Origin of the sequence: Mycobacterium sp., assembly GCF_052143115.1 — a bacterium.
Classification (GTDB): Bacteria; Actinomycetota; Actinomycetes; order Mycobacteriales; family Mycobacteriaceae; genus Mycobacterium.
This window is the reverse complement of record NZ_JBKQTQ010000136.1, coordinates 53,553-71,371: the sequence shown is the minus strand read 5'-3', so window position 1 is coordinate 71,371 and position 17,819 is coordinate 53,553. Positions and strand designations below refer to the sequence as shown.

Sequence of the window (17,819 nt, the reverse complement as noted above, 5' to 3'; positions counted from 1 at the left end):
GCCGCTGATCGCCTACTCTGCACACAAGATGACCTTCTTACGTAGTGCGTCATGCCTGGCAGCGGCGGCTTTCCTGGTCACGGCGCCCGCGGTGGCGGGCATGCCGATCGCGGTCGCCGAGCCCAGTGCCGGAGCCGGTCCTGGGCACGACGCTTGCCCGTACAAGGTGGCGACCCCGCCGGCGGTGGACTCGTCAGAAGTCCCGCAGGCCGGCGATCCTCCCCTTCCGCTGCCGGTCCCCGCGTCGCCGATCGGCGGTAACGCGCTGGGCGGCTGCGGTGTGGTCACCGCAGCCGACACCCCGCCGGTGCCCAACGACATCTCCGCCGAGGCTTGGGTGGTGGCCGATCTCGACAGCGGCGCGATCATCGCCGCCCGCGACCCGCATGGTCGTCACCGCCCGGCCAGTGTCATCAAGGTGCTCGTCGCGATGGCATCGCTCAACGAGCTCAACCTCAACAAGACTGTCGACGGCACGCCTGAAGATGCCGCCGCGGAGGGCACCCGGGTCGGCGTTGCCCCGGGTGGCACCTACACCGTCAACCAGTTGCTGCACGGGTTGCTGATGCACTCCGGCAACGACGCCGCGCATGCACTGGCCATGCAGCTGGGCGGCATGCCGGTCTCGCTGGAGAAGATCAACATGCTGGCCGGCAAGCTCGGCGGGCGCGACACCCGCGCCGCGACGCCCTCGGGGCTGGACGGACCCGGCATGAGCACGTCGGCGTACGACATCGGGTTGTTCTACCGATACGCGTGGGAGAACGCAACTTTCGCTGACATCGTCAACACGCGGACGCTCGATTTCCCCGGGCACGCCGACCACCCCGGCTATCAGCTGGAAAACGACAACCAGCTGCTTTACCACTATCCGGGGGCGCTAGGCGGCAAGACCGGCTACACCGACGACGCGGGCCAGACGTTCGTGGGCGCCGCTAACCGGGACGGGCGCCGGCTGATGGCGGTGCTGTTGCACGGCACCCATCAGCCGATTGCGCCTTGGCAGCAGGCCGCGCATCTGCTGGATTACGGCTTCGCGACCGCCCCGGGCACCCGGGTGGGAACACTGATCGAACCCGACCCGTCATTGGTGGCCGCACTCAAGACATCGGCCAGCGGTGACGCCGTTCCGGGCGCCGCCGCGAGCGCCGCCGCAATCGTGCCGCCCGCCGATGCGCTGCCGGTACGGGTCGGCGTGGCGGTGATCGGCACCGTCATCGTGTTCGGGTTGATCCTGGCTGCTCGCTCGATGAATCGTCGACCGCAGAACTAACTTGCGAAAGTGCGCGGCTCTGTTGTGTTCATGGGGCGTTGGTGGTCGGCAGGAGTTCCGCGATGAGTGCGCGGATGCGTTCGGCGATGTCATTACGGATCGCGCGGGCGGTGTCAAGCGGTTGGTCTGCCGGGTCGTCAAGTTCCCAATCTCGGTAAGACACTCCGGGGAAGTAGGGGCACGTGTCGCCACAGCCCATGGTGATGACGACGTCGCTGGCCTCCACCGCGTCGGGAGTCACAACTTTGGGGACCTCTGCGGTGATATCGATACCGAGTTCAGCCATCGCCGCAACAGCGGCAGGGTTGATCTGATCGGCGGGTTCGGTTCCCGCCGAGCGGACTTCGATGCCATCACCGGCTAGATGGGTCAGTAGCGCAGCGGCCATTTGGGAGCGCCCCGCGTTATGCACGCAGACGAACATGACGCTGGGCCTGCGGCTCATCAGTTGACGCTCCTGGAGGAGTCGACGGCGACGGAAGGGGCTGGGAACAGGCGTGTCCGCAGGGCCAAGGATACGTAGACCAGGGCCACGAGCACCGGTACTTCGATCAGGGGGCCGACGACGCCGGCCAGTGCTTGGCCGGACGCAGCACCGTAGGTGGCGATCGCCACGGCGATGGCCAGTTCGAAGTTGTTGCCGGCGGCGGTGAATGCCAGAGTGGTGGTGCGTTCATATCCCAAGCCGAGTGCGGCCCCCACTACGTAGCCGCCAACCCACATGGTCGCGAAATAGGCCAAAAGTGGCAGCGCAATGCGGGCGACATCCCATGGCCGAGTGGTGATCTGGTGGCCTTGGAGTGAGAACAGGATCACGATTGTGAACAGCAGCCCATAGAGTGCCCAGGGCCCGATCTTGGGGAGATAGTGGGTCTCGTACCAATTGCGGCCCTTGGCTTTTTCGCCCCATTGGCGGGAGAAGTATCCGGCGGCCAGGGGTATGCCCAGGAAGATGAGCACGGATTTGGCGATCTGCCAAGGCGAGGTGGAGATGGTGGTTTGCGGCAGATGCAGCCAGCCGGGAAGCGCTGAGAGGTAGAACCAACCCAGGGCGGCGAACATGAGGACCTGGAAGATCGAGTTCAGCGCGACCAGCACGGCGGCGGCTTCGGGGTCCCCGCAGGCCAAGTCGTTCCAGATGATGACCATGGCAATGCAGCGGGCCAGGCCGACGATGACCAGCCCGGTGCGGTACTCGGGCAGATCGGCCAGCATCAGCCAGGCCAGGGAGAACATCACCGCGGGGCCGAGCACCCAGTTCAGCAGCAGCGAACTGATCAGCAGACGGCGGTCGCTGGTTACGGTGTCGAGCCGGTCGTACCGGACCTTGGCCAGCACTGGATACATCATGGTCAGCAGCCCCACTGCGATGGGCAGCGAAATCCCGTCGATCTGCACTTTTTGCAGCGCGATGTTGAGGCTGGGCACCCAGCGTCCCAGCAGCAGGCCAGCGGCCATCGCCACCGCAATCCAGACCGGCAACATCCGATCCAGCATGGAAAGGCTTGTCACAGTGGAGGCGTCAGCCGTGACGACAGTGCTCGTGTCTGTCATCGGGTAATTCGGTTCACGCGGTCGCAATGGGCCATCAGCAGCACGATGTCGCCGCGGCGGCGGTGTCGGCGGACTCCGCAGTCGCGCCGCAACGTAGTCCTGAGCCGTCGTGGCCAGGTTGATCGGGGCTGTTACCGAAGCTCTCGGAATCGGCGAGCACGGTGTAGACCTCCCAGCGCTCGCCGCCGGGACCGGTGATCCAAACCTTGTCCTGGGTCGCAAAGCAGCAGGCAGTACCGATTTCTTCGGTGGTGAACATCCCGGCCTTGGTCCGCCGGGCGATCTCGGTGTGCACGACCTCGCTGGATTCGACCTCGACCCCAAGATGATTCAGCGTGCCACCGTGGCGCGGGTTTTCCAGTAGCACCAGCTTCAACGGCGGATCGGCGATCGCGAAGTTGGCGTAGCCGGGCTTGCGTTTTGCCGGTTCGGTCTGAAACAGCTTGGTATAGAAGGCGATTGCCTGATCGAGATCCTCGACGTTGAGGGCCAGTTGAACCCGTGCCATGGCGGCGAACCCCCAACCTGTGAGACATATATCGAACTAGTGATGTGGCCCAGCATGCCGACCTTTTCGATATATGTCAATAAATGTGGCAGCATGGTGCGATGCCCAAAACGTTGCCGGTAATCGATACAACCGCGCCGGTGTGTTGTGCCCCGGTGGCTGCTGGACCAATGACTGATGCCGATGCCTTGCACATCGCGTTGCGTTTGAAGGCCCTTGCCGATCCGGTGCGGGTCAGGATCGTTTCGTATCTGTTCAGTTCCTCTGCCGGTGAGGAGATTTCCGGGGAGCTGGCAGCCGTGCTCGACCTGAGCGAGTCCACGGTGAGCCATCATCTGACCCAGCTGCGTAAGGCCGGCCTGGTGGTCTCAGATCGCCGCGGGATGAATGTGTTTCACCGGGTGCGCCCGGAAGCGTTGCAGGCGCTTTGTACGGCACTGGACCCAAACTGCTGTACTTAGCTACCGGTGTCGGTTCGGTACCAGACAGCGTTGCGGAGGCAGGTGAGACGACGTGACAGAGCAACGGCCCCCGACCGCCGTGGGGCGACGACAACTCCTCGGGATCTCGATGTCGGCGGCCGGTGTCGTTGCCGTCTCGGCATGCGGTAGCCCGCAGCCCGAAGCGGGGCAGCGCGGCGCACCCGGAGAGGCGGAAGCGTCGGTCACTCCACCCGAAGACTTAATGCGTGAGCATGGCGTGCTCAAGCGCGTATTGCTGATCTATCGAGAAGGAATCCGCCGCCTGCAGGCCGACGACGAAGCTCCCCTTCAACCGCTCAACGCGGGCGCGGGGATTATTCGAAGTTTCATCGAGGACTACCACGAGCACCTGGAAGAACAATATGTCTTTCCAAAGCTGGAGCAGGCGAACAAACTTGCCGACACCACCGCCGTGTTGCGCACGCAACACCAGCGTGGACGCACGCTCACCGATCGGGTGCTCGCCGCCACCACCGCAGCCGCGGCTCTCGGCCACCCTGCGCGAGACGCCCTGGTTCAGGACATGGCGGCGTTCATCCGGATGTACGAGCCGCATGAGGCACGCGAAGACACTGTCGTCTTCCCGGCTCTTCGGGACGTGGTGCCCGCGAAGCAGTTTCGCGATCTGGCTGACATCTTCGAAGACGAGGAGCACCGTCGCTTCGGCCAAGCCGGCTTCCAGGGGGTAGTCGACAAAGTCGCCGATATCGAGAAGAGCCTCGGCATCTACGACCTGAGCCAGTTCACCGCAACCTAGTGCGCAAAGTCGACGTGGGCCGAGCCAACAAGCCACGCACCCGGCGCCGTGGAATCCTGCTGGATGGCCGCTGGCCTGACGAATTAGCCAGCACAGCAACGGATGTGCCGGCATGCCGCTGATCGCCGCTGGCACTGTGATCCTGGAGCATGGCGTCTGCCGACCGGGCTGGTTGGAAACGTCGGGCGAGCGGATCGTGGACCGCGGGTCCGGTCTGCCACCCCGGCCGGCCGATGTCGACATGCCCCAGGCGCTGGTAGTGCCGGGTTTTGTCGACATGCATGCGCACGGTGGCGGCGGCGCGTCATACACCGACGCCAACGACGCAGATATCCTGCGCGCGGCGATGTTTCACCGCCAGCATGGCACGACCACCACGCTGGCGAGTCTGGTCACGGCGTCACCCGCCCATCTGCTCACGGCGGTGGCTGTGCTCGCCGACTCGACCCGCGCGGGCACCGTCGCCGGTATTCATCTGGAGGGGCCGTGGCTCAGCCCGACGCGCTGCGGGGCGCATGATCCCACGCAGCTGCGCGACCCGACGCCTGCTGAGATCGACGCGCTGCTGGCCGCAGGCGGGGGCGCAATCCGGATGGTTACCCTGGCGCCGGAACGCGCCGCAAGCAACGACGCGATCACCCGCTTCGTCGACGCCGGAGTAATTGTCGCCGTGGGGCATACGGAAGCGACGTACGAGCAGACCCGTCATGCCGTCGAGCTGGGCGCGACGGTCGGCACCCACCTATTCAACGCGATGCGGCCAGTGCATCACCGCGAGCCCGGTCCTGCGCTCGCGTTGTTGGAGGATGCCCGGGTGACCGTCGAGTTGATCGCCGACGGCGTGCACGTCCACCCCGCAATGCTGCGAGCGGTGATCGACGCGGCGGGAGCCGACCGGGTGGCGTTGGTCACCGATGCCACCGCGGCGGCGGGATTGGGCGATGGCGAATTCCGGCTCGGTGCAGTACAGATCGATGTGGTCAAGCGGGTGGCACGGGTGCGTGGTACCTCGACGATCGCCGGGAGCACCGCGACGATGGATCAGCTCTTCCGCGCCGCGGCCGGCCTCGGCTCAGACCGGGACGCGGCGCTGGCCGCTGCGGTGCAGATGACCTCGACGACGCCGGCCCGGGCGCTCGGCCTCGCCAGCCTCGGCGGCCTGCGCGCCGGTGCCGACGCGAACCTTGTTGTCCTGGACGGTGATCTACAGGTCATGCGTGTCATGGCCGACGGCGAATGGCAAGCGGGCAGCTAACTCCCATTCGTCGTCGCGCCAGTAGTCACGCGGACGTCGGATGGTGTTCGGTCTCCTCGGCCCGGCCGAACAATAAGGGATAGGCGATGCCGGCGATCGCTCCACCGATCAACGGCGCCAGCCAGAACACCCATAGCTGCCCAGGGGCTCCGTCACCATTGAAGAACGCGACGGCGGTGGAACGCGCCGGGTTGACCGAGGTGTTGGAGATCGGAATCGCGACCAGGTGTATCCCTGTCAATGTCAGCCCGATGGCCAGGCCCGCAACGCCCTTCGGCGCCCGCGCGTCGGTCGAGCCGAGGATGACGAACAAAAACATCGCCGTCAAAACGATCTCGGCGAGTATGACCGCGCCCAGTGAGTACCCAGTGGGCGAGTGTTCGCCATAGCCGTTGGCGGCCAGGTGCCCAGTAGCGATAAAACCGGGCCTGCCGAAGGCGATGTAGTAGACCACCAAAGCTCCGAGCAGGCCGCCGACCACCTGAACAATCCAGTACGCCGGCAGGACTTTCCATTCCACACGGCGAGCCAATGCCGCGCCCAGCGTCACAGCCGGGTTGAAATGCCCGCCGGAGATCGTTCCGAATGCGTATACGCCGACCAGTACGGTTAAACCGAACGCGAGCGCAACGCCGAGATAGCCGATACCCAGCGGGTATAGGTCGGCGGCGTGGGCCTTCAGCGAAAAAACTGCGCTGCCAACGCCACCGAGCACCAGCCAAAAGGTGCCGATCGTTTCTGCCGCCAATTTGTGAAACAGGTTTGGTTCCGACATCGCCTACCCGCCTTTACGTAGAGCAACAATTCGTGTCCATGAGAGTGACACGGTTGAGCGCAGAAAGCGCCCCGTCGTGGCCAAATCGTTTCGAGATAGAAACGATCGCTATGTAGAGACCCTGCCCCGCGCTTCCAAGCCCGAGTGCCAGATGCGCTTTGAGGGCAGCTAGTCTCTAGGCCGTCGGACCAGTCGGGAAAGACTAAGGGCCCCAATCGCACCTACCGCCGCAGCGGTCAATGCCTGCCGCGCACTAAGACCCTCGTTCAGCTGCACCCTGGGCGCGATGACCGCCGGCTCAGGCGCTTCTACCGGCGCCGACCGCAGGTTCTCCGTCGTCGTCGCCGCCCACGCGGTCGCGTAGAGCAGCAGCCGCGCAGTGATGTACGCAAACACCATCAGGCCCAGCACCGGCCCGAACGTCGCGCCAGCCGGGCTGCGCAGCACGGACTTCAGGTAGATCGACGCAACCAACTTGAACAGCTCGAAGCCGATTGCCGCAATCAGAGCCGCCCGTATCGAGCTGGCGAAGCTGACTGGTTCTCTGGGCAATCGGGCGATCATCCAGCAGAATACCAACCACGACACCAGCAATGAAATCAGCATCGACACACCGCGAAGGACTGCGTCCAGCACTGGCGCGTTCTGGATACCCAGCCACCCCAACACCTTGCCCATTGGCACCGCGGCGACGAGGGCACTGAGCGCGAGCGTAGCGAGGATCGCTACAAACGACGAAACCATCGCCACCAGGTCGGAGAACTTTGTGCGGATGTATCCAGTGAATCCGAGGGATTCCTCTTTCTGCTTCCACATTGCACTGAGTGCTACCCGAAGATTCGCCATCCAGTTCAGTCCGACCCATGCCGCGGCGATCAGACCGATGAAGCCGACCGAGGCCCGTGAATTGATCGCCGAACTCATCAGGTCGACGACTTCCTGCCCCAGTGCGCCCGGCACCGCGGACCTGACCTTGTTGTCGATCCCGGTCAGCACGTCGGGCCGACGCGACAGGATGAATCCGCCGACGCTGAAACCAACCATCAGCAACGGGAACAACGCGAAAATCGTGTAGTAGGTCAGCCCGGCCGCGAAGAAGTTGCCCTTGGATTCTTCGTATCGGTCGTTGGCCCGCATCGCGTGGTCGAACCATCCGAACCGCGCCCGCAGCCGATCCAGGATTCCTGGTTTGGCCGGTTCGCTCATTACCGCAGCCGCTAAGGACGTTTCGGCAGGAACCCGAGTCGGTCGTAGACCCGGTCGACCGTTTTTGCGGCCACATCCTCGGCCCGCGCCGCCCCGACGGCCAGCACACCCTCCAATTCGGCTGGGTCCGCGAGGAACTCGTCGACCCGGGCTTTGATCGGGGTGACGAATTCCACGACGGCCTCGGCGGTGTCCTTCTTCAGATCGCCGTAGCCGTGTCCGGCGTAGCGCTGTACCAAGGCGTCGACGTCGACCCCGATAACCGCAGACTGGATGCTCAGCAGATTCGACACACCGGGTTTGGCGTCCGGGTCGTACCGGATCTCGCGTTCGCTGTCTGTTACCGCGGAGCGAATCTTCTTGGCGGACAGCCCCGGAGCATCGAGGAGACTGATCAGCCCGGCGTCGGTCGCGGCCGACTTACTCATCTTCGACGACGGGTCTTGCAGATCGTAGATCTTGGCGGTCATCTTGGGGATGAGTAGGTCGGGAACCACGAATGTGTCCGGGAACCGGCTGTTGAATCGCTGGGCGATATCGCGCGCCAGCTCCAGATGCTGACGCTGGTCTTCACCGACCGGTACCAGTTCGGCGTCATAGGCCAGTACGTCGGCGGCCTGCAGTACTGGGTAGGTGAACAGGCCCACGGTGGTCGCGTCGCTTCCCTGCCGCGTCGATTTGTCTTTGAACTGCGTCATTCGCGAAGCCTGGCCGAAACCGGTGAAACAGCCCAGCACCCACGCCAGCTGAGTGTGCGCAGGGACGTGGCTCTGCACGAAGATGGTGCTGCGGCCGGGGTCGATACCCAGCGCCAGATACTGCGCGGCGGTGATCAGGGTGCGGCGGCGCAGCACTTCGGGATCCTGCGGGATGGTGATCGCGTGCAGGTCGACGACGCAGAAGAACGCGTCGTAGTCGTCCTGTAGCTGGGCCCACTGGGTCACCGCGCCCAACGCATTTCCGAGGTGCATGGAATCGGAGGTGGGCTGCACGCCGGAGAAGACCCGACGGGATCCAGGAGTCATAGGCGCCACTCCTCCTCATCGCTTCGCCCTGCATCGTCGCCGGCGCGGCTCATGATGAATCGATCTTTTCACGCGGACACCGGCCCGCATTCCGAATGCTTGCGGTACCGGTGGTATCACCTTACTGTCGGCTGCATGACGACTCGCGCGCCCATCCATCTCGGGTCCGGCGAACCGGTCCTTTTGCTGCACCCGTTCCTGATGTCGCAGCTGGTGTGGCAGACGGTGGCGCCGCAGTTGGCCGACACCGGCCGCTACGAGGTCTTCGCCCCGACAATGGCCGGCCACAACGGCGGTCCGTACGCCGGCACCTGGTTGCTGAGCTCGTCAGTGTTAGCCGACCATGTCGAGCGGCAACTCGACGAGTTGGGCTGGAATACCTGCCACATCGTCGGTAACTCCCTGGGCGGATGGGTCGCCTTCGAATTGGAACGTCGCGGCCGGGCACGCACCGTCACCGGTATCGCGCCGGCCGGCGGCTGGCGTGGATGGAGCCCGACAAAATTCGAGGTGATCGCCAAGTTCGTCGGCGGTATGCCGGTGTGGGTGCTGGCCCACTTGCTCGGGCCGCGACTGTTGCGCCTGCCCATGAGCCGCCGGATAGGCACCCTGCCCATCAGCGGATCGCCAGACGGGATCAGCGAAGACCAACTCATCGCCGTGATCGACGACCTCAAGCATTGCCCGGCGTACTTTCAGCTGCTGGTCAAATCGCTGCTGATGCCCGGGCTGGTGGAGCTGGCGCACACCGCCGTCCCCACGCATCTGGTGCTCTGCGAGAAAGACCGGGTGGTTCCCCCACGCCGGTTCAGCGGGCATTTCACCGACCATTTGCCCGCCGCGAACGAGGTGACCGTGCTCGACGGCGTCGGTCACATTCCGATGTTCGAGGCACCGGGACGAGTCACCGAAGTCATTACCAGCTTCCTCGACGAGCACACTCCGCCGATCCGAGCGGTCAGCTCGAGCTGAGCGCCTTCGTAAGGTTGTCCGCGATCGCGCCGAGGAACTCCTCGCTGGTTTGCCAGCTCTGATCCGGGCCGATGAGCAAAGCCAGGTCTTTGGTCATCTGACCGTCTTCGACCGTGGCGACGACGACGTCTTCCAGCTTCTGGGCGAAGTCGCCCACCTCGGGCGTGTTGTCCAGCTTGCCGCGATGCTCGAGGCCGCGCGTCCAGGCGAAGATCGAAGCCATCGGATTGGTGGAGGTGGGCTTGCCCTCCTGGTACTGCCGGAAATGGCGAGTGACCGTGCCATGGGCGGCTTCGGCCTCCACCGTCTTGCCGTCCGCGGTCATCAACACCGACGTCATCAGGCCCAGTGAGCCGTACCCCTGCGCGATCGCGTCGGACTGGACGTCGCCGTCGTAGTTCTTGCACGCCCACACATAGCCGCCCTCCCACTTGAGGCACGCGGCGACCATGTCGTCGATCAGCCGGTGCTCGTAGGTCAGGCCGGCCGCCTCGAACTTGTCCTTGAACTCTTCGTCGTAAATCCGCTGGAACTCGTCTTTGAACATGCCGTCGTAGGCCTTGAGGATGGTGTTCTTCGTCGATAGATATACCGGGTAGTTCTCGTGCAGGCCGTAGGCGAACGACGCGCGGGCAAAATCCTGAATTGAATCCTTGAAGTTGTACATCCCCATCACGACGCCGCCGTCTTCGGGGATGGACACCATCTTGTGCACGATCGGCTCGCTGTCGTCGTCCGGGGTGAAGGTCAGTGTCACGGTCCCGGGCCGGTCGACCTTGAAGTTCGTCGCACGGTACTGGTCGCCAAAAGCATGGCGGCCGATGATAATCGGCTTCTTCCATCCCGGTACCAGCCGCGGGACGTTCGAGATCATGATCGGCTCGCGGAAGATTGTGCCGCCCAGAATGTTTCGGATGGTTCCGTTGGGCGACGACCACATGGTCTTGAGGTTGAACTCCTTGACCCTGGCCTCGTCGGGGGTGATCGTGGCGCACTTGACGCCGACGCCGTGCTTCTTGATGGCATACGCCGAGTCGATCGTCACCTGGTCGTCGGTGGCGTCGCGGTGCTCGATGCCCAGGTCGTAATAGTCCAGTTTGATGTCGAGGTGCGGAAAGATGAGCAGATCCTTGATCCACTTCCAGATGACCCGCGTCATCTCGTCGCCGTCGAGCTCTACTACCGTGCCTTTGACTTTGATCTTTCGTCCGCTGGACATGCGCCCAGGCTACAAGGGACACCCCTGGCGGAGTCGTATCAACCGGTCACGGACGGTGACACGGTCTTCGCGCGCACGGCCGGCCCGGTCCAGCGGGCAAGTATCTCAAGCCATTCGGACCGATTGGCGGAGTCCCCGGCCCAGGCGATGTAGCCGTCGGGCCGCACCAGCACGGCCGGCCCGGAATCGGCCCGCTCGGCTTGGTGCAGGTCGGTCACGTCGAACGGAGACCTGCCGTTCTCACGGACTAAGACGAAGCCGGGCTCGCGCTGCAACTCCGTGAGACGGTCTTGCATCAGCGGAATCTGCGTCGCCCTGGTGCCCACCAAAGCGCCCTCCCCTGCCCGGCGGGCGTACCGCAGCGTCGTACCTGCGAAGCTCCCCGCTACCTCGTCACGCACCCGGGGGACACGAAGAAGCCTCGGCAACAGCAGGTTTCGCAAACCTCGCGCGACCCGCGGGTGAAGGGCGACGCCGCGCGCCATGAGACCGGACGGCAGCAAGACCCGCTTGCCAATCGGATGACGCTCGTCGTGGTAGCTGTCCAGCACGGCGTCGTCTGCACCATCGAGCGCCGCGTCGATCTTCCAGGCGAGGTTCGCCGCGTCCTGGATGCCTGTGTTCATGCCCTGACCGCCCATCGGAGAGTGGACGTGTGCCGCGTCTCCGGCCAGGAACACGCGACCATGCCGATATTGCTCGACTTGTCTTTCGTCGCAATGGAATCGGGATTTCCATCCGACTTCGAGCACCCCGAGGTCGGCCCTCATCGCGCGCACAAGAACCGCAGCGATCTCTGCGGGGTGCACAGGCTGGGTGTCGGGAACCTGATTGTTGCGGTCCCACGCCATCGCGCGGTACCAGGAACCGTCCTGGTCGTGGCGGCCGTAGGGGGCTAAGAACGCGAACTCGTCGCGGGTGCTACCCAGCGTCAGGCCACCGTCGGCAGGCCCGTGCGCCAGCTTGACATCGGCGAGCACGATCGACGACAAGATCGTCTTACCCGGAAAGTCGGCACCTATCAACGCGCGGACGGTGCTGTACGCCCCGTCGGCACCAATCAAATACTTTGCCCGCCAGTAGGTTCGACGATCTACGTGGTCACCTTGCGGCTGCGCGGTGACGGTCACGCCGTCGGCGTCTTGATCGAGCGCGACGACCTCGATGCCGCGCAGGATCTCGGCCCCCTGCGCGACGGCGTAGCCGCCCAGCGCCCGGTCGACATTGGTCTGGGGAGTGATCATCGCGAATGGGTAGGGCGAGTCGAGGTGCGTGAGGTCGATGCGGGCGCCGCCGAAAATCGTGACGCCCGGCGCCTTGTGCGCGTGCGCGAGCAGATCGTCGGCGATTCCGCGGGCGTCGAAGACCTCCAGCGTGCGCGCCATGGTGGCGAACGCACGACTGGACGGGTTGATCGCGGGCCAGCGCTCGAGCACGGCGACCGAGCGGCCCGCTCGCGCGAGGTCACCGGCGGCGGTCAACCCGGTCGGGCCGGCGCCGACGATGAGGACGTCAACCTCGTGAACGGTCATCACGCCACCGCCTCCGGGTTCGGGTACCAACGACGAATGTCGTCGGGGGTGGCGAAGGCCCCGCGCAGCTTCTCCTGCGACAGGCCCGGAAATCGGGCGAAGTCGGGCGACGAGTAGTCGATCACATCTGGGTCGAGTCCGATCTGAATGGCGGTAACGGTCATGATGACGACCCCTCGTCATGAGTTCAACAACTGTTGAACTCGACCGTAGGCTGTTACACCAGCCGTGTCAACAGTTGTTGAATACACTGTTGGCATGCCATCGAAGGCGCGTGAGGGACGCGATGGACAGACCACCCGGGCAGCGATCCTGGACACCGCACGATCGCAGTTCGGGAGCCACGGTTTTGAACGCACGACCATCCGTTCGGTCGCATCGCAGGCCGGCGTCGATCCGGCGCTCGTCATGCACTACTTCGGCAGCAAGGCAGAACTGTTCGCCGCCGCCTCCCGATTCGACATCACGTTTCCCGATCTCTCGGATGTCGCGCCTGATCGTGTTGCCGACGTGCTGCTGCCGCTGTTCATCACCGTTTGGGGACCCCAGGGACCGTTTCTCCCGCTGCTGCGCGCGGCCGCGACGAATCGCGTTGCCGCAGATGCCCTGCTCCAAGTTTTCGTCGACCAAGTGGCCCCGGCGCTATCCGCGGTCGCGCCCGATCATGCTGCCGAGCGGGCCGCCCTGGTGGGATCGCAGCTGCTGGGCCTTGCCGTCGCTCGCTACATCCTGGGTGTCCCGCCACTCGCCGGTATGGACGACGCCCAACTCATCGAATGGCTGCGCCCGGTGCTCGCCCACTACTTGGCAGACCCTGCGCCTTGACGCTGTTCGAGGATCTCCAATGCACGCTCACCCCATCGGATGTTTTCTTCTTCGAACGAGATCCCCCGCATCAACGTCAGGTACGGGCCTATCCGCTGCGCCGTGGCCAGGTATTCCGCTTCGCTGCGGCCATCGAGCAGTCGGTGACGCAGCCGCTCGTAGCGATGCACTTTGGCCTCGGCCCATTCCCGTCGTTCGGTGATGAAGTCGCGGACAGCCGCCGCGTCACCGGCATCGGCGGCCTGGACCTTCACCATCAGCTCGTCGCGGATCACCGAGGGCTTCGGAGACGTCCTGGTGAACTCGCGGATCGCCTCGCGGCCCGCCTCGGTCAGCGAGAACATCCGCTTGTTGGGTCGACGTTCCTGGTGCACCACGCGTGCCTGGATCAGGCCTTGCTCGGCAAGACGTTCGAGTTCGCGGTACAGCTGCTGTGGTGTGGCCATCCAGAAGTTCGCCACCGACGCGTCAAAGCCCTTGGCCAGGTCGTAGCCAGAAGACTCACCCTCGAGAAGAGCGGCGAGCACCGCGTCACGCAGCGACATCGACCCATAGTACGACATCTGACTAATCAATAAAGTGATTAATCACATCTAGACATATGGCGATCGGCCCTCTAGCGTCAACCACACCTACTCAACAAGTTGACTGTGCGAGGTGCTCCGTGTCTGCTACTCATCCCTTCCGCAGAGCAGTCGAGGAACGTGACGAGTCGGCCATCGCGGCGATGCTGGCCGATGACGTCGTATTCACCAGCCCAGTTGCATTCAAGCCCTACGTCGGCAAACCGATCACCGCGGCGATCCTGCGCGGTGTGCTGCGGGTCTTCGAAGACTTTCGCTACGTCCGCGAGATCCACGACAGCAATGGCCGTAACCACGCGTTTGTGTTCGAGACAACCGTCGCGGGCAAGAAGGTCAACGGTTGCGACTTCCTGCACTTCAACGATGAGGGCCTCATCGACGATTTCACAGTCATGGTGCGGCCGCTGTCGGGTGCGACCGCATTGTCCGAGGCGATGGGCGCCCAGTTCGATCGGATCCAGCAGGAAGCCCTCGAACTAGCCGCATCGTTCACCACCGCGTAGCAGCGCCGAAGGGATAGATCGTGCGAATCGGATTGGGCATCAACTACGCAGGCGGCTTCAAGGAGGTCGCTGCCGAAGTGGCCGACCTCGAGCGCGCCGGCTTGGATATTGTCTTTGTCCCCGAGGCGTATTCGTTTGACGCGGTGAGCGCACTGGGCTATTTGGCGGCCAGCACCGAACGGGTTCAACTGGCCTCGGGAATCCTGCAGCTCTACACCCGAACTCCTACCTTGACCGCGATGACCGCCGCCGGTCTCGACTACGTTTCCGACGGCCGTTTCATCCTCGGTCTCGGCGCGTCGGGGCCCCAGGTCATCGAGGGCTTCCACGGCGTGCCTTACGACGCTCCGATAGCACGCACCCGCGAAGTCATCGACATCTGCCGCCAGGTGTGGCGACGCGAGACCGTGCAACATCACGGCAGGCACTACACCATTCCGCTGCCCGCCGAACAGGGCACCGGGCTTGGCAAACCGCTCAAACTCATCAATAAGCCAGTGCGAGAACGTATCCCGATATTGGTGGCCGCGCTGGGGCCCAAGAACGTCGAACTGGCCGCCGAGATCGCCGAGGGCTGGCAACCGATCTTTTATCTGCCGGAGAAGGCGCAAGACGTCTGGGGTAAGGCGCTGGCCAGCGGCCAGGCCAAGCGCGACCCTGCGTTGGGAGACCTCGACGTGTATGCGGGACCTGCACTAGCCATCGGCGAAAACGTCGAGCCGATGCGCGAATTCGTCAAACCACACCTGGCGCTCTACATCGGAGGAATGGGCGCCAAGGGCAAGAACTTTTATCACACCCTGGCCACCAGGTACGGCTACGGCGCTGCGGCTGACCGCATCCAAGAGCTCTACCTGTCCGGCGACAAGGACAGCGCCGTCAAGGCGGTGCCCGACGAACTCGTGCGCGACATCTCGCTGATCGGAACACGCGGCTTCGTCAAGGAACGTTTGGCGGCGTTCCGCGAGGCGGGGGTGACCGCCTTGAACGTGGTACCGATCGCGGCAACGCCGGCCGACCGGATCAAGCTGATCGAGACGCTTCGCGAACTGGTTGACTAAACGTCAGCCGTGCGCGTCCTGCAGCGCGGCGTTGAGTGTTTTGCTCGGCCGCATCACCGCGGTGGTCAGGGCGCTGTCGGGCGCGTAATACCCGCCGATGTCGACCGCTTCGCCCTGCGTCTCAGCGAGTTCGGCCACGATGACGTCTTCGTTCTTGGTCAACGCATCGGCCAGTGCGGCGAAGTGTTTGCGCAACTCTTCGTCATCGGTCTGCGCGGCCAGTTCCTGCGCCCAGTACATCGCCAGATAGAACTGGCTGCCACGGTTGTCGAGCTCACCGGTCTTGCGCGACGGGCTCTTGTTGTTGTCCAGCAGTTTGCCGATGGCGGCATCCAGCGTCTTGCCGAAGATCTTGGCCCGCTCGTTGCCGGTCTTGATACCGATGTCTTCGAAACAGGCTCCGAGCGCGAGGAATTCACCAAGTGAATCCCACCGTAGGTGATTTTCTTCGACGAGCTGGTGGACGTGCTTGGGCGCTGAACCACCCGCTCCGGTTTCGTACATTCCGCCGCCGGCCATCAGCGGCACGATGGACAGCATCTTGGCGCTGGTGCCCAGCTCCAGGATCGGGAACAGATCGGTGAGGTAGTCGCGCAGGATGTTGCCGGTCGCGGCGATGGTGTCCTGCCCGCGCATCGCGCGCTCGATCGTGTGCCGCATGGCTCGTTCCTGCGACATGGTCTGGATGTCGAGGCCCTCTGTGTCGTGGTCGGCCAGGTAGGTGTTGACCTTCTTGCGCAGTTCGTTCTCGTGCGGACGCTCCTGGTCCAGCCAGAACACCACCGGCATGCCTGAGTTTCGCGTCCGCGTGACGGCCAGCTTGACCCAGTCGCGGATCGCTTCGTCCCTGACGACGGGCATGCGCCAGATGTCGCCGGCTTCCACGTTTTGCGTCAGCAGCACTTCGCCGGTGTCGAGGTCGACGATGTTGGCGACGCTGTCTTCGGGGATCTCGAATGTCTTGTCGTGTGAGCCGTACTCCTCGGCCTGCTGCGCCATCAGCCCGACGTTGGGGACCGTACCCATCGTCGCCGGATCGAATGCCCCGTGCGTCTTACAGAAGTTGATGATTTCTTGGTAGATACGGGAAAACGTGGACTCGGGGTTGACGGCCTTGGTGTCCTTTTGCCGCCCGTCGGCGCCGTACATCTTGCCGCCCGCGCGGATCATCGCCGGCATCGAGGCGTCGACGATCACGTCACTGGGCGAATGAAAGTTGGTGATTCCCTTGGCCGAATCGACCATGGCCAGCTCCGGACGGTGCTCGTGACAGGCATGCAGGTCGCGGATGATCTCATCGTGCTGCGAGGCGGGCAGCGACTCGATCTTGTTGTAGAGATCGGCCAACCCGTTGTTGACGTTGACACCCAATTCGTCGAACAGTGCCTGATGCTTGGCGAACGCCTCTTTGTAGAAGATCTTCACGGCGTGTCCGAAGACGATGGGGTGTGAGACCTTCATCATCGTCGCCTTGACGTGCAGTGAGAACATCACGCCGGTCTTGTGCGCATCCTCCATCTGCGCCTCGTAGAACTCGCATAGAGCTTTGCGGCTCATGAACATGCTGTCGATGATGTCGCCTTCCCGCAGCGACACCATGGGCTTGAGCACGATGGTCTTGCCGGTTTTGGTCTCCAGCTCCATCTTCACGTTGCGCGCGCGGTCTACCGTCATCGACTTCTCACCGTGATAGAAGTCGCCGTGCCGCATGGTCGCGACATGAGTGCGTGACGCCATCGACCACTCGCCCATGCTGTGCGGGTGCTTGCGTGCGTACTCCTTGACCGCCTTGGGCGCGCGGCGATCCGAATTACCCTGCCGCAGCAATGGATTCACGGCGCTGCCAAGGCATTTGGCATAGCGGTCGCGGATTTCCTTGTCCTCGTCGGTTTTGGGACTTTGCGGATAGTCCGGAATCTTGAATCCCTTGCCCTGCAGTTCCTTGATCGCGGCGAAGAGCTGGGGCACCGAGGCGCTGATGTTCGGCAGCTTGATGATGTTGGTGTCGGGTAGCTTCGCCAGCCGGCCCAGTTCGCCGAGGTTGTCGGGCACTTTCTGATCGTCGGTCAGGTAATCGGGGAACTCGGCCAGGATCCGCGCGGCCACCGAGATATCGCTGGTCTTGATCTGGATGCCCGCCGGCTCGGCGAAGGCGCGCACGATCGGCAAAAAGGCGTAGGTCGCCAGTAACGGCGCCTCGTCGGTCAGCGTGTAGATGATGGTCGGCTGGTCGGCGCACATAGTTTCTCCCGGCGTCACTATCGGTCAGATTCTTGAAGGCGTGCTAC

Annotated in this window: 17 protein-coding genes and 1 pseudogene; 8 read left to right on the top strand and 10 right to left on the bottom strand. The window is 63.9% G+C overall.

The annotated features are described in order from the left end of the window. Window positions 1-28: 28 nt before the first annotated feature. Entirely contained in the window at window positions 29-1,273 is a 1,245-nt protein-coding gene (locus ACLQI9_RS14615) for a D-alanyl-D-alanine carboxypeptidase family protein (RefSeq protein WP_442391816.1), read from the top strand. 28 nt (window positions 1,274-1,301) lie between these two features. Here ACLQI9_RS14615 and arsB read toward each other — a convergent pair. Next, window positions 1,302-2,827: pseudogene (arsB, locus tag ACLQI9_RS14610) on the bottom strand (ACR3 family arsenite efflux transporter). Window positions 2,828-2,861: 34 nt separating this feature from the next. Beyond that, on the bottom strand, window positions 2,862-3,335 hold the full coding sequence (locus ACLQI9_RS14605; RefSeq protein ID WP_442376527.1) for an ArsI/CadI family heavy metal resistance metalloenzyme: 474 nt from the start codon (window positions 3,333-3,335) through the stop codon (window positions 2,862-2,864). A 101-nt stretch (window positions 3,336-3,436) separates the two neighbouring features. Here ACLQI9_RS14605 and ACLQI9_RS14600 point away from each other — a divergent pair, with 101 nt between their 5' ends. The 3 genes from ACLQI9_RS14600 to nagA all read left to right on the top strand — a co-directional run bounded on the left by ACLQI9_RS14600 (window position 3,437) and on the right by nagA (window position 5,829). After that, entirely contained in the window at window positions 3,437-3,796 is a 360-nt protein-coding gene (locus ACLQI9_RS14600) for an Rv2640c family ArsR-like transcriptional regulator (RefSeq protein ID WP_442376528.1), read from the top strand. Window positions 3,797-3,905: 109 nt separating this feature from the next. Further along, window positions 3,906-4,574 (top strand): hemerythrin domain-containing protein, encoded by a 669-nt coding sequence (locus tag ACLQI9_RS14595; protein WP_442376616.1) that lies wholly within the window; start codon window positions 3,906-3,908, stop codon window positions 4,572-4,574. A 112-nt stretch (window positions 4,575-4,686) separates the two neighbouring features. After that, window positions 4,687-5,829 carry an N-acetylglucosamine-6-phosphate deacetylase gene (nagA, locus tag ACLQI9_RS14590; RefSeq protein WP_442376529.1) on the top strand — a complete coding sequence of 381 codons (1,143 nt, stop codon included), beginning with the start codon at window positions 4,687-4,689 and terminating at the stop codon, window positions 5,827-5,829. 25 nt (window positions 5,830-5,854) lie between these two features. Here nagA and aqpZ read toward each other — a convergent pair whose 3' ends face one another. From aqpZ to trpS, 3 genes are all read right to left on the bottom strand, one after another. Next, on the bottom strand, window positions 5,855-6,604 hold the full coding sequence (aqpZ, locus tag ACLQI9_RS14585) for an aquaporin Z (protein ID WP_442376531.1): 750 nt from the start codon (window positions 6,602-6,604) through the stop codon (window positions 5,855-5,857). A gap of 168 nt (window positions 6,605-6,772) precedes the next feature. Beyond that, entirely contained in the window at window positions 6,773-7,810 is a 1,038-nt protein-coding gene (gene yhjD / locus ACLQI9_RS14580; protein ID WP_442376533.1) for an inner membrane protein YhjD, read from the bottom strand. Window positions 7,811-7,821: 11 nt separating this feature from the next. Further along, window positions 7,822-8,835 (bottom strand): tryptophan--tRNA ligase, encoded by a 1,014-nt coding sequence (trpS, locus tag ACLQI9_RS14575; RefSeq protein WP_442376535.1) that lies wholly within the window; start codon window positions 8,833-8,835, stop codon window positions 7,822-7,824. A 135-nt stretch (window positions 8,836-8,970) separates the two neighbouring features. Between trpS and ACLQI9_RS14570 the strand changes: the two genes are divergently transcribed. Then, on the top strand, window positions 8,971-9,807 hold the full coding sequence (locus tag ACLQI9_RS14570; protein ID WP_442376537.1) for an alpha/beta fold hydrolase: 837 nt from the start codon (window positions 8,971-8,973) through the stop codon (window positions 9,805-9,807). On the opposite strand, the gene ACLQI9_RS14565 is transcribed toward ACLQI9_RS14570, so the two are convergent. The 3 genes from ACLQI9_RS14565 to ACLQI9_RS14555 are packed head-to-tail and all read right to left on the bottom strand — an operon-like array spanning window position 9,794 to window position 12,722. Next, entirely contained in the window at window positions 9,794-11,026 is a 1,233-nt protein-coding gene (locus ACLQI9_RS14565; RefSeq protein WP_442391815.1) for an NADP-dependent isocitrate dehydrogenase, read from the bottom strand. The genes ACLQI9_RS14570 and ACLQI9_RS14565 overlap by 14 nt on opposite strands. Before the next feature lie 38 nt (window positions 11,027-11,064). After that, window positions 11,065-12,558, bottom strand: a complete 1,494-nt coding sequence (locus ACLQI9_RS14560) for an FAD-dependent oxidoreductase (protein WP_442376540.1) — start codon at window positions 12,556-12,558, stop codon at window positions 11,065-11,067. Then, window positions 12,558-12,722, bottom strand: a complete 165-nt coding sequence (locus ACLQI9_RS14555) for a hypothetical protein (RefSeq protein WP_442376542.1) — start codon at window positions 12,720-12,722, stop codon at window positions 12,558-12,560. Before ACLQI9_RS14555 ends, ACLQI9_RS14560 begins: the two co-directional genes overlap by 1 nt. Before the next feature lie 94 nt (window positions 12,723-12,816). Between ACLQI9_RS14555 and ACLQI9_RS14550 the strand changes: the two genes are divergently transcribed. After that, the gene (locus ACLQI9_RS14550; RefSeq protein ID WP_442376544.1) at window positions 12,817-13,383 is read left to right on the top strand and encodes a TetR/AcrR family transcriptional regulator; all 567 of its coding nucleotides are present in this window, start codon (window positions 12,817-12,819) and stop codon (window positions 13,381-13,383) included. On the opposite strand, the gene ACLQI9_RS14545 is transcribed toward ACLQI9_RS14550, so the two are convergent. Then, a complete protein-coding gene (locus ACLQI9_RS14545) occupies window positions 13,359-13,928 on the bottom strand; it encodes a PadR family transcriptional regulator (RefSeq protein WP_442391814.1) in 570 nt (189 codons plus the stop codon). The genes ACLQI9_RS14550 and ACLQI9_RS14545 overlap by 25 nt on opposite strands. Before the next feature lie 56 nt (window positions 13,929-13,984). Between ACLQI9_RS14545 and ACLQI9_RS14540 the strand changes: the two genes are divergently transcribed. Both ACLQI9_RS14540 and ACLQI9_RS14535 read left to right on the top strand, forming a co-directional pair. Further along, entirely contained in the window at window positions 13,985-14,470 is a 486-nt protein-coding gene (locus tag ACLQI9_RS14540; RefSeq protein WP_442376548.1) for a nuclear transport factor 2 family protein, read from the top strand. Between the two features lie 20 nt (window positions 14,471-14,490). Continuing rightward, complete coding sequence (locus ACLQI9_RS14535; protein WP_442376550.1) at window positions 14,491-15,531, top strand: LLM class F420-dependent oxidoreductase; 1,041 nt, start codon at window positions 14,491-14,493, stop codon at window positions 15,529-15,531. 3 nt (window positions 15,532-15,534) lie between these two features. Here the strand turns inward: ACLQI9_RS14535 and ACLQI9_RS14530 are convergent, their stop codons facing one another. Then, on the bottom strand, window positions 15,535-17,772 hold the full coding sequence (locus tag ACLQI9_RS14530; protein WP_442391813.1) for an NADP-dependent isocitrate dehydrogenase: 2,238 nt from the start codon (window positions 17,770-17,772) through the stop codon (window positions 15,535-15,537). Between the last annotated feature and the right edge of the window lie 47 nt (window positions 17,773-17,819).

What these genes read in the sequence shown, in the direction of transcription:
- ACLQI9_RS14615 (WP_442391816.1), top strand. Translation starts at nt 29, where the DNA reads ATGACCTTCTTACGTAGTGCGTCATGCCTGGCAGCGGCGGCTTTCCTG.
- ACLQI9_RS14605 (WP_442376527.1), bottom strand. Translation starts at nt 3,335, where the DNA reads ATGGCACGGGTTCAACTGGCCCTCAACGTCGAGGATCTCGATCAGGCA.
- ACLQI9_RS14600 (WP_442376528.1), top strand. Translation starts at nt 3,437, where the DNA reads ATGCCCAAAACGTTGCCGGTAATCGATACAACCGCGCCGGTGTGTTGT.
- ACLQI9_RS14595 (WP_442376616.1), top strand. Translation starts at nt 3,906, where the DNA reads ATGTCGGCGGCCGGTGTCGTTGCCGTCTCGGCATGCGGTAGCCCGCAG.
- nagA (WP_442376529.1), top strand. Translation starts at nt 4,687, where the DNA reads ATGCCGCTGATCGCCGCTGGCACTGTGATCCTGGAGCATGGCGTCTGC.
- aqpZ (WP_442376531.1), bottom strand. Translation starts at nt 6,604, where the DNA reads ATGTCGGAACCAAACCTGTTTCACAAATTGGCGGCAGAAACGATCGGC.
- yhjD (WP_442376533.1), bottom strand. Translation starts at nt 7,810, where the DNA reads ATGAGCGAACCGGCCAAACCAGGAATCCTGGATCGGCTGCGGGCGCGG.
- trpS (WP_442376535.1), bottom strand. Translation starts at nt 8,835, where the DNA reads ATGACTCCTGGATCCCGTCGGGTCTTCTCCGGCGTGCAGCCCACCTCC.
- ACLQI9_RS14570 (WP_442376537.1), top strand. Translation starts at nt 8,971, where the DNA reads ATGACGACTCGCGCGCCCATCCATCTCGGGTCCGGCGAACCGGTCCTT.
- ACLQI9_RS14565 (WP_442391815.1), bottom strand. Translation starts at nt 11,026, where the DNA reads ATGTCCAGCGGACGAAAGATCAAAGTCAAAGGCACGGTAGTAGAGCTC.
- ACLQI9_RS14560 (WP_442376540.1), bottom strand. Translation starts at nt 12,558, where the DNA reads ATGACCGTTCACGAGGTTGACGTCCTCATCGTCGGCGCCGGCCCGACC.
- ACLQI9_RS14555 (WP_442376542.1), bottom strand. Translation starts at nt 12,722, where the DNA reads ATGACCGTTACCGCCATTCAGATCGGACTCGACCCAGATGTGATCGAC.
- ACLQI9_RS14550 (WP_442376544.1), top strand. Translation starts at nt 12,817, where the DNA reads ATGCCATCGAAGGCGCGTGAGGGACGCGATGGACAGACCACCCGGGCA.
- ACLQI9_RS14545 (WP_442391814.1), bottom strand. Translation starts at nt 13,928, where the DNA reads ATGTCGCTGCGTGACGCGGTGCTCGCCGCTCTTCTCGAGGGTGAGTCT.
- ACLQI9_RS14540 (WP_442376548.1), top strand. Translation starts at nt 13,985, where the DNA reads ATGGCGATCGGCCCTCTAGCGTCAACCACACCTACTCAACAAGTTGAC.
- ACLQI9_RS14530 (WP_442391813.1), bottom strand. Translation starts at nt 17,772, where the DNA reads ATGTGCGCCGACCAGCCGACCATCATCTACACGCTGACCGACGAGGCG.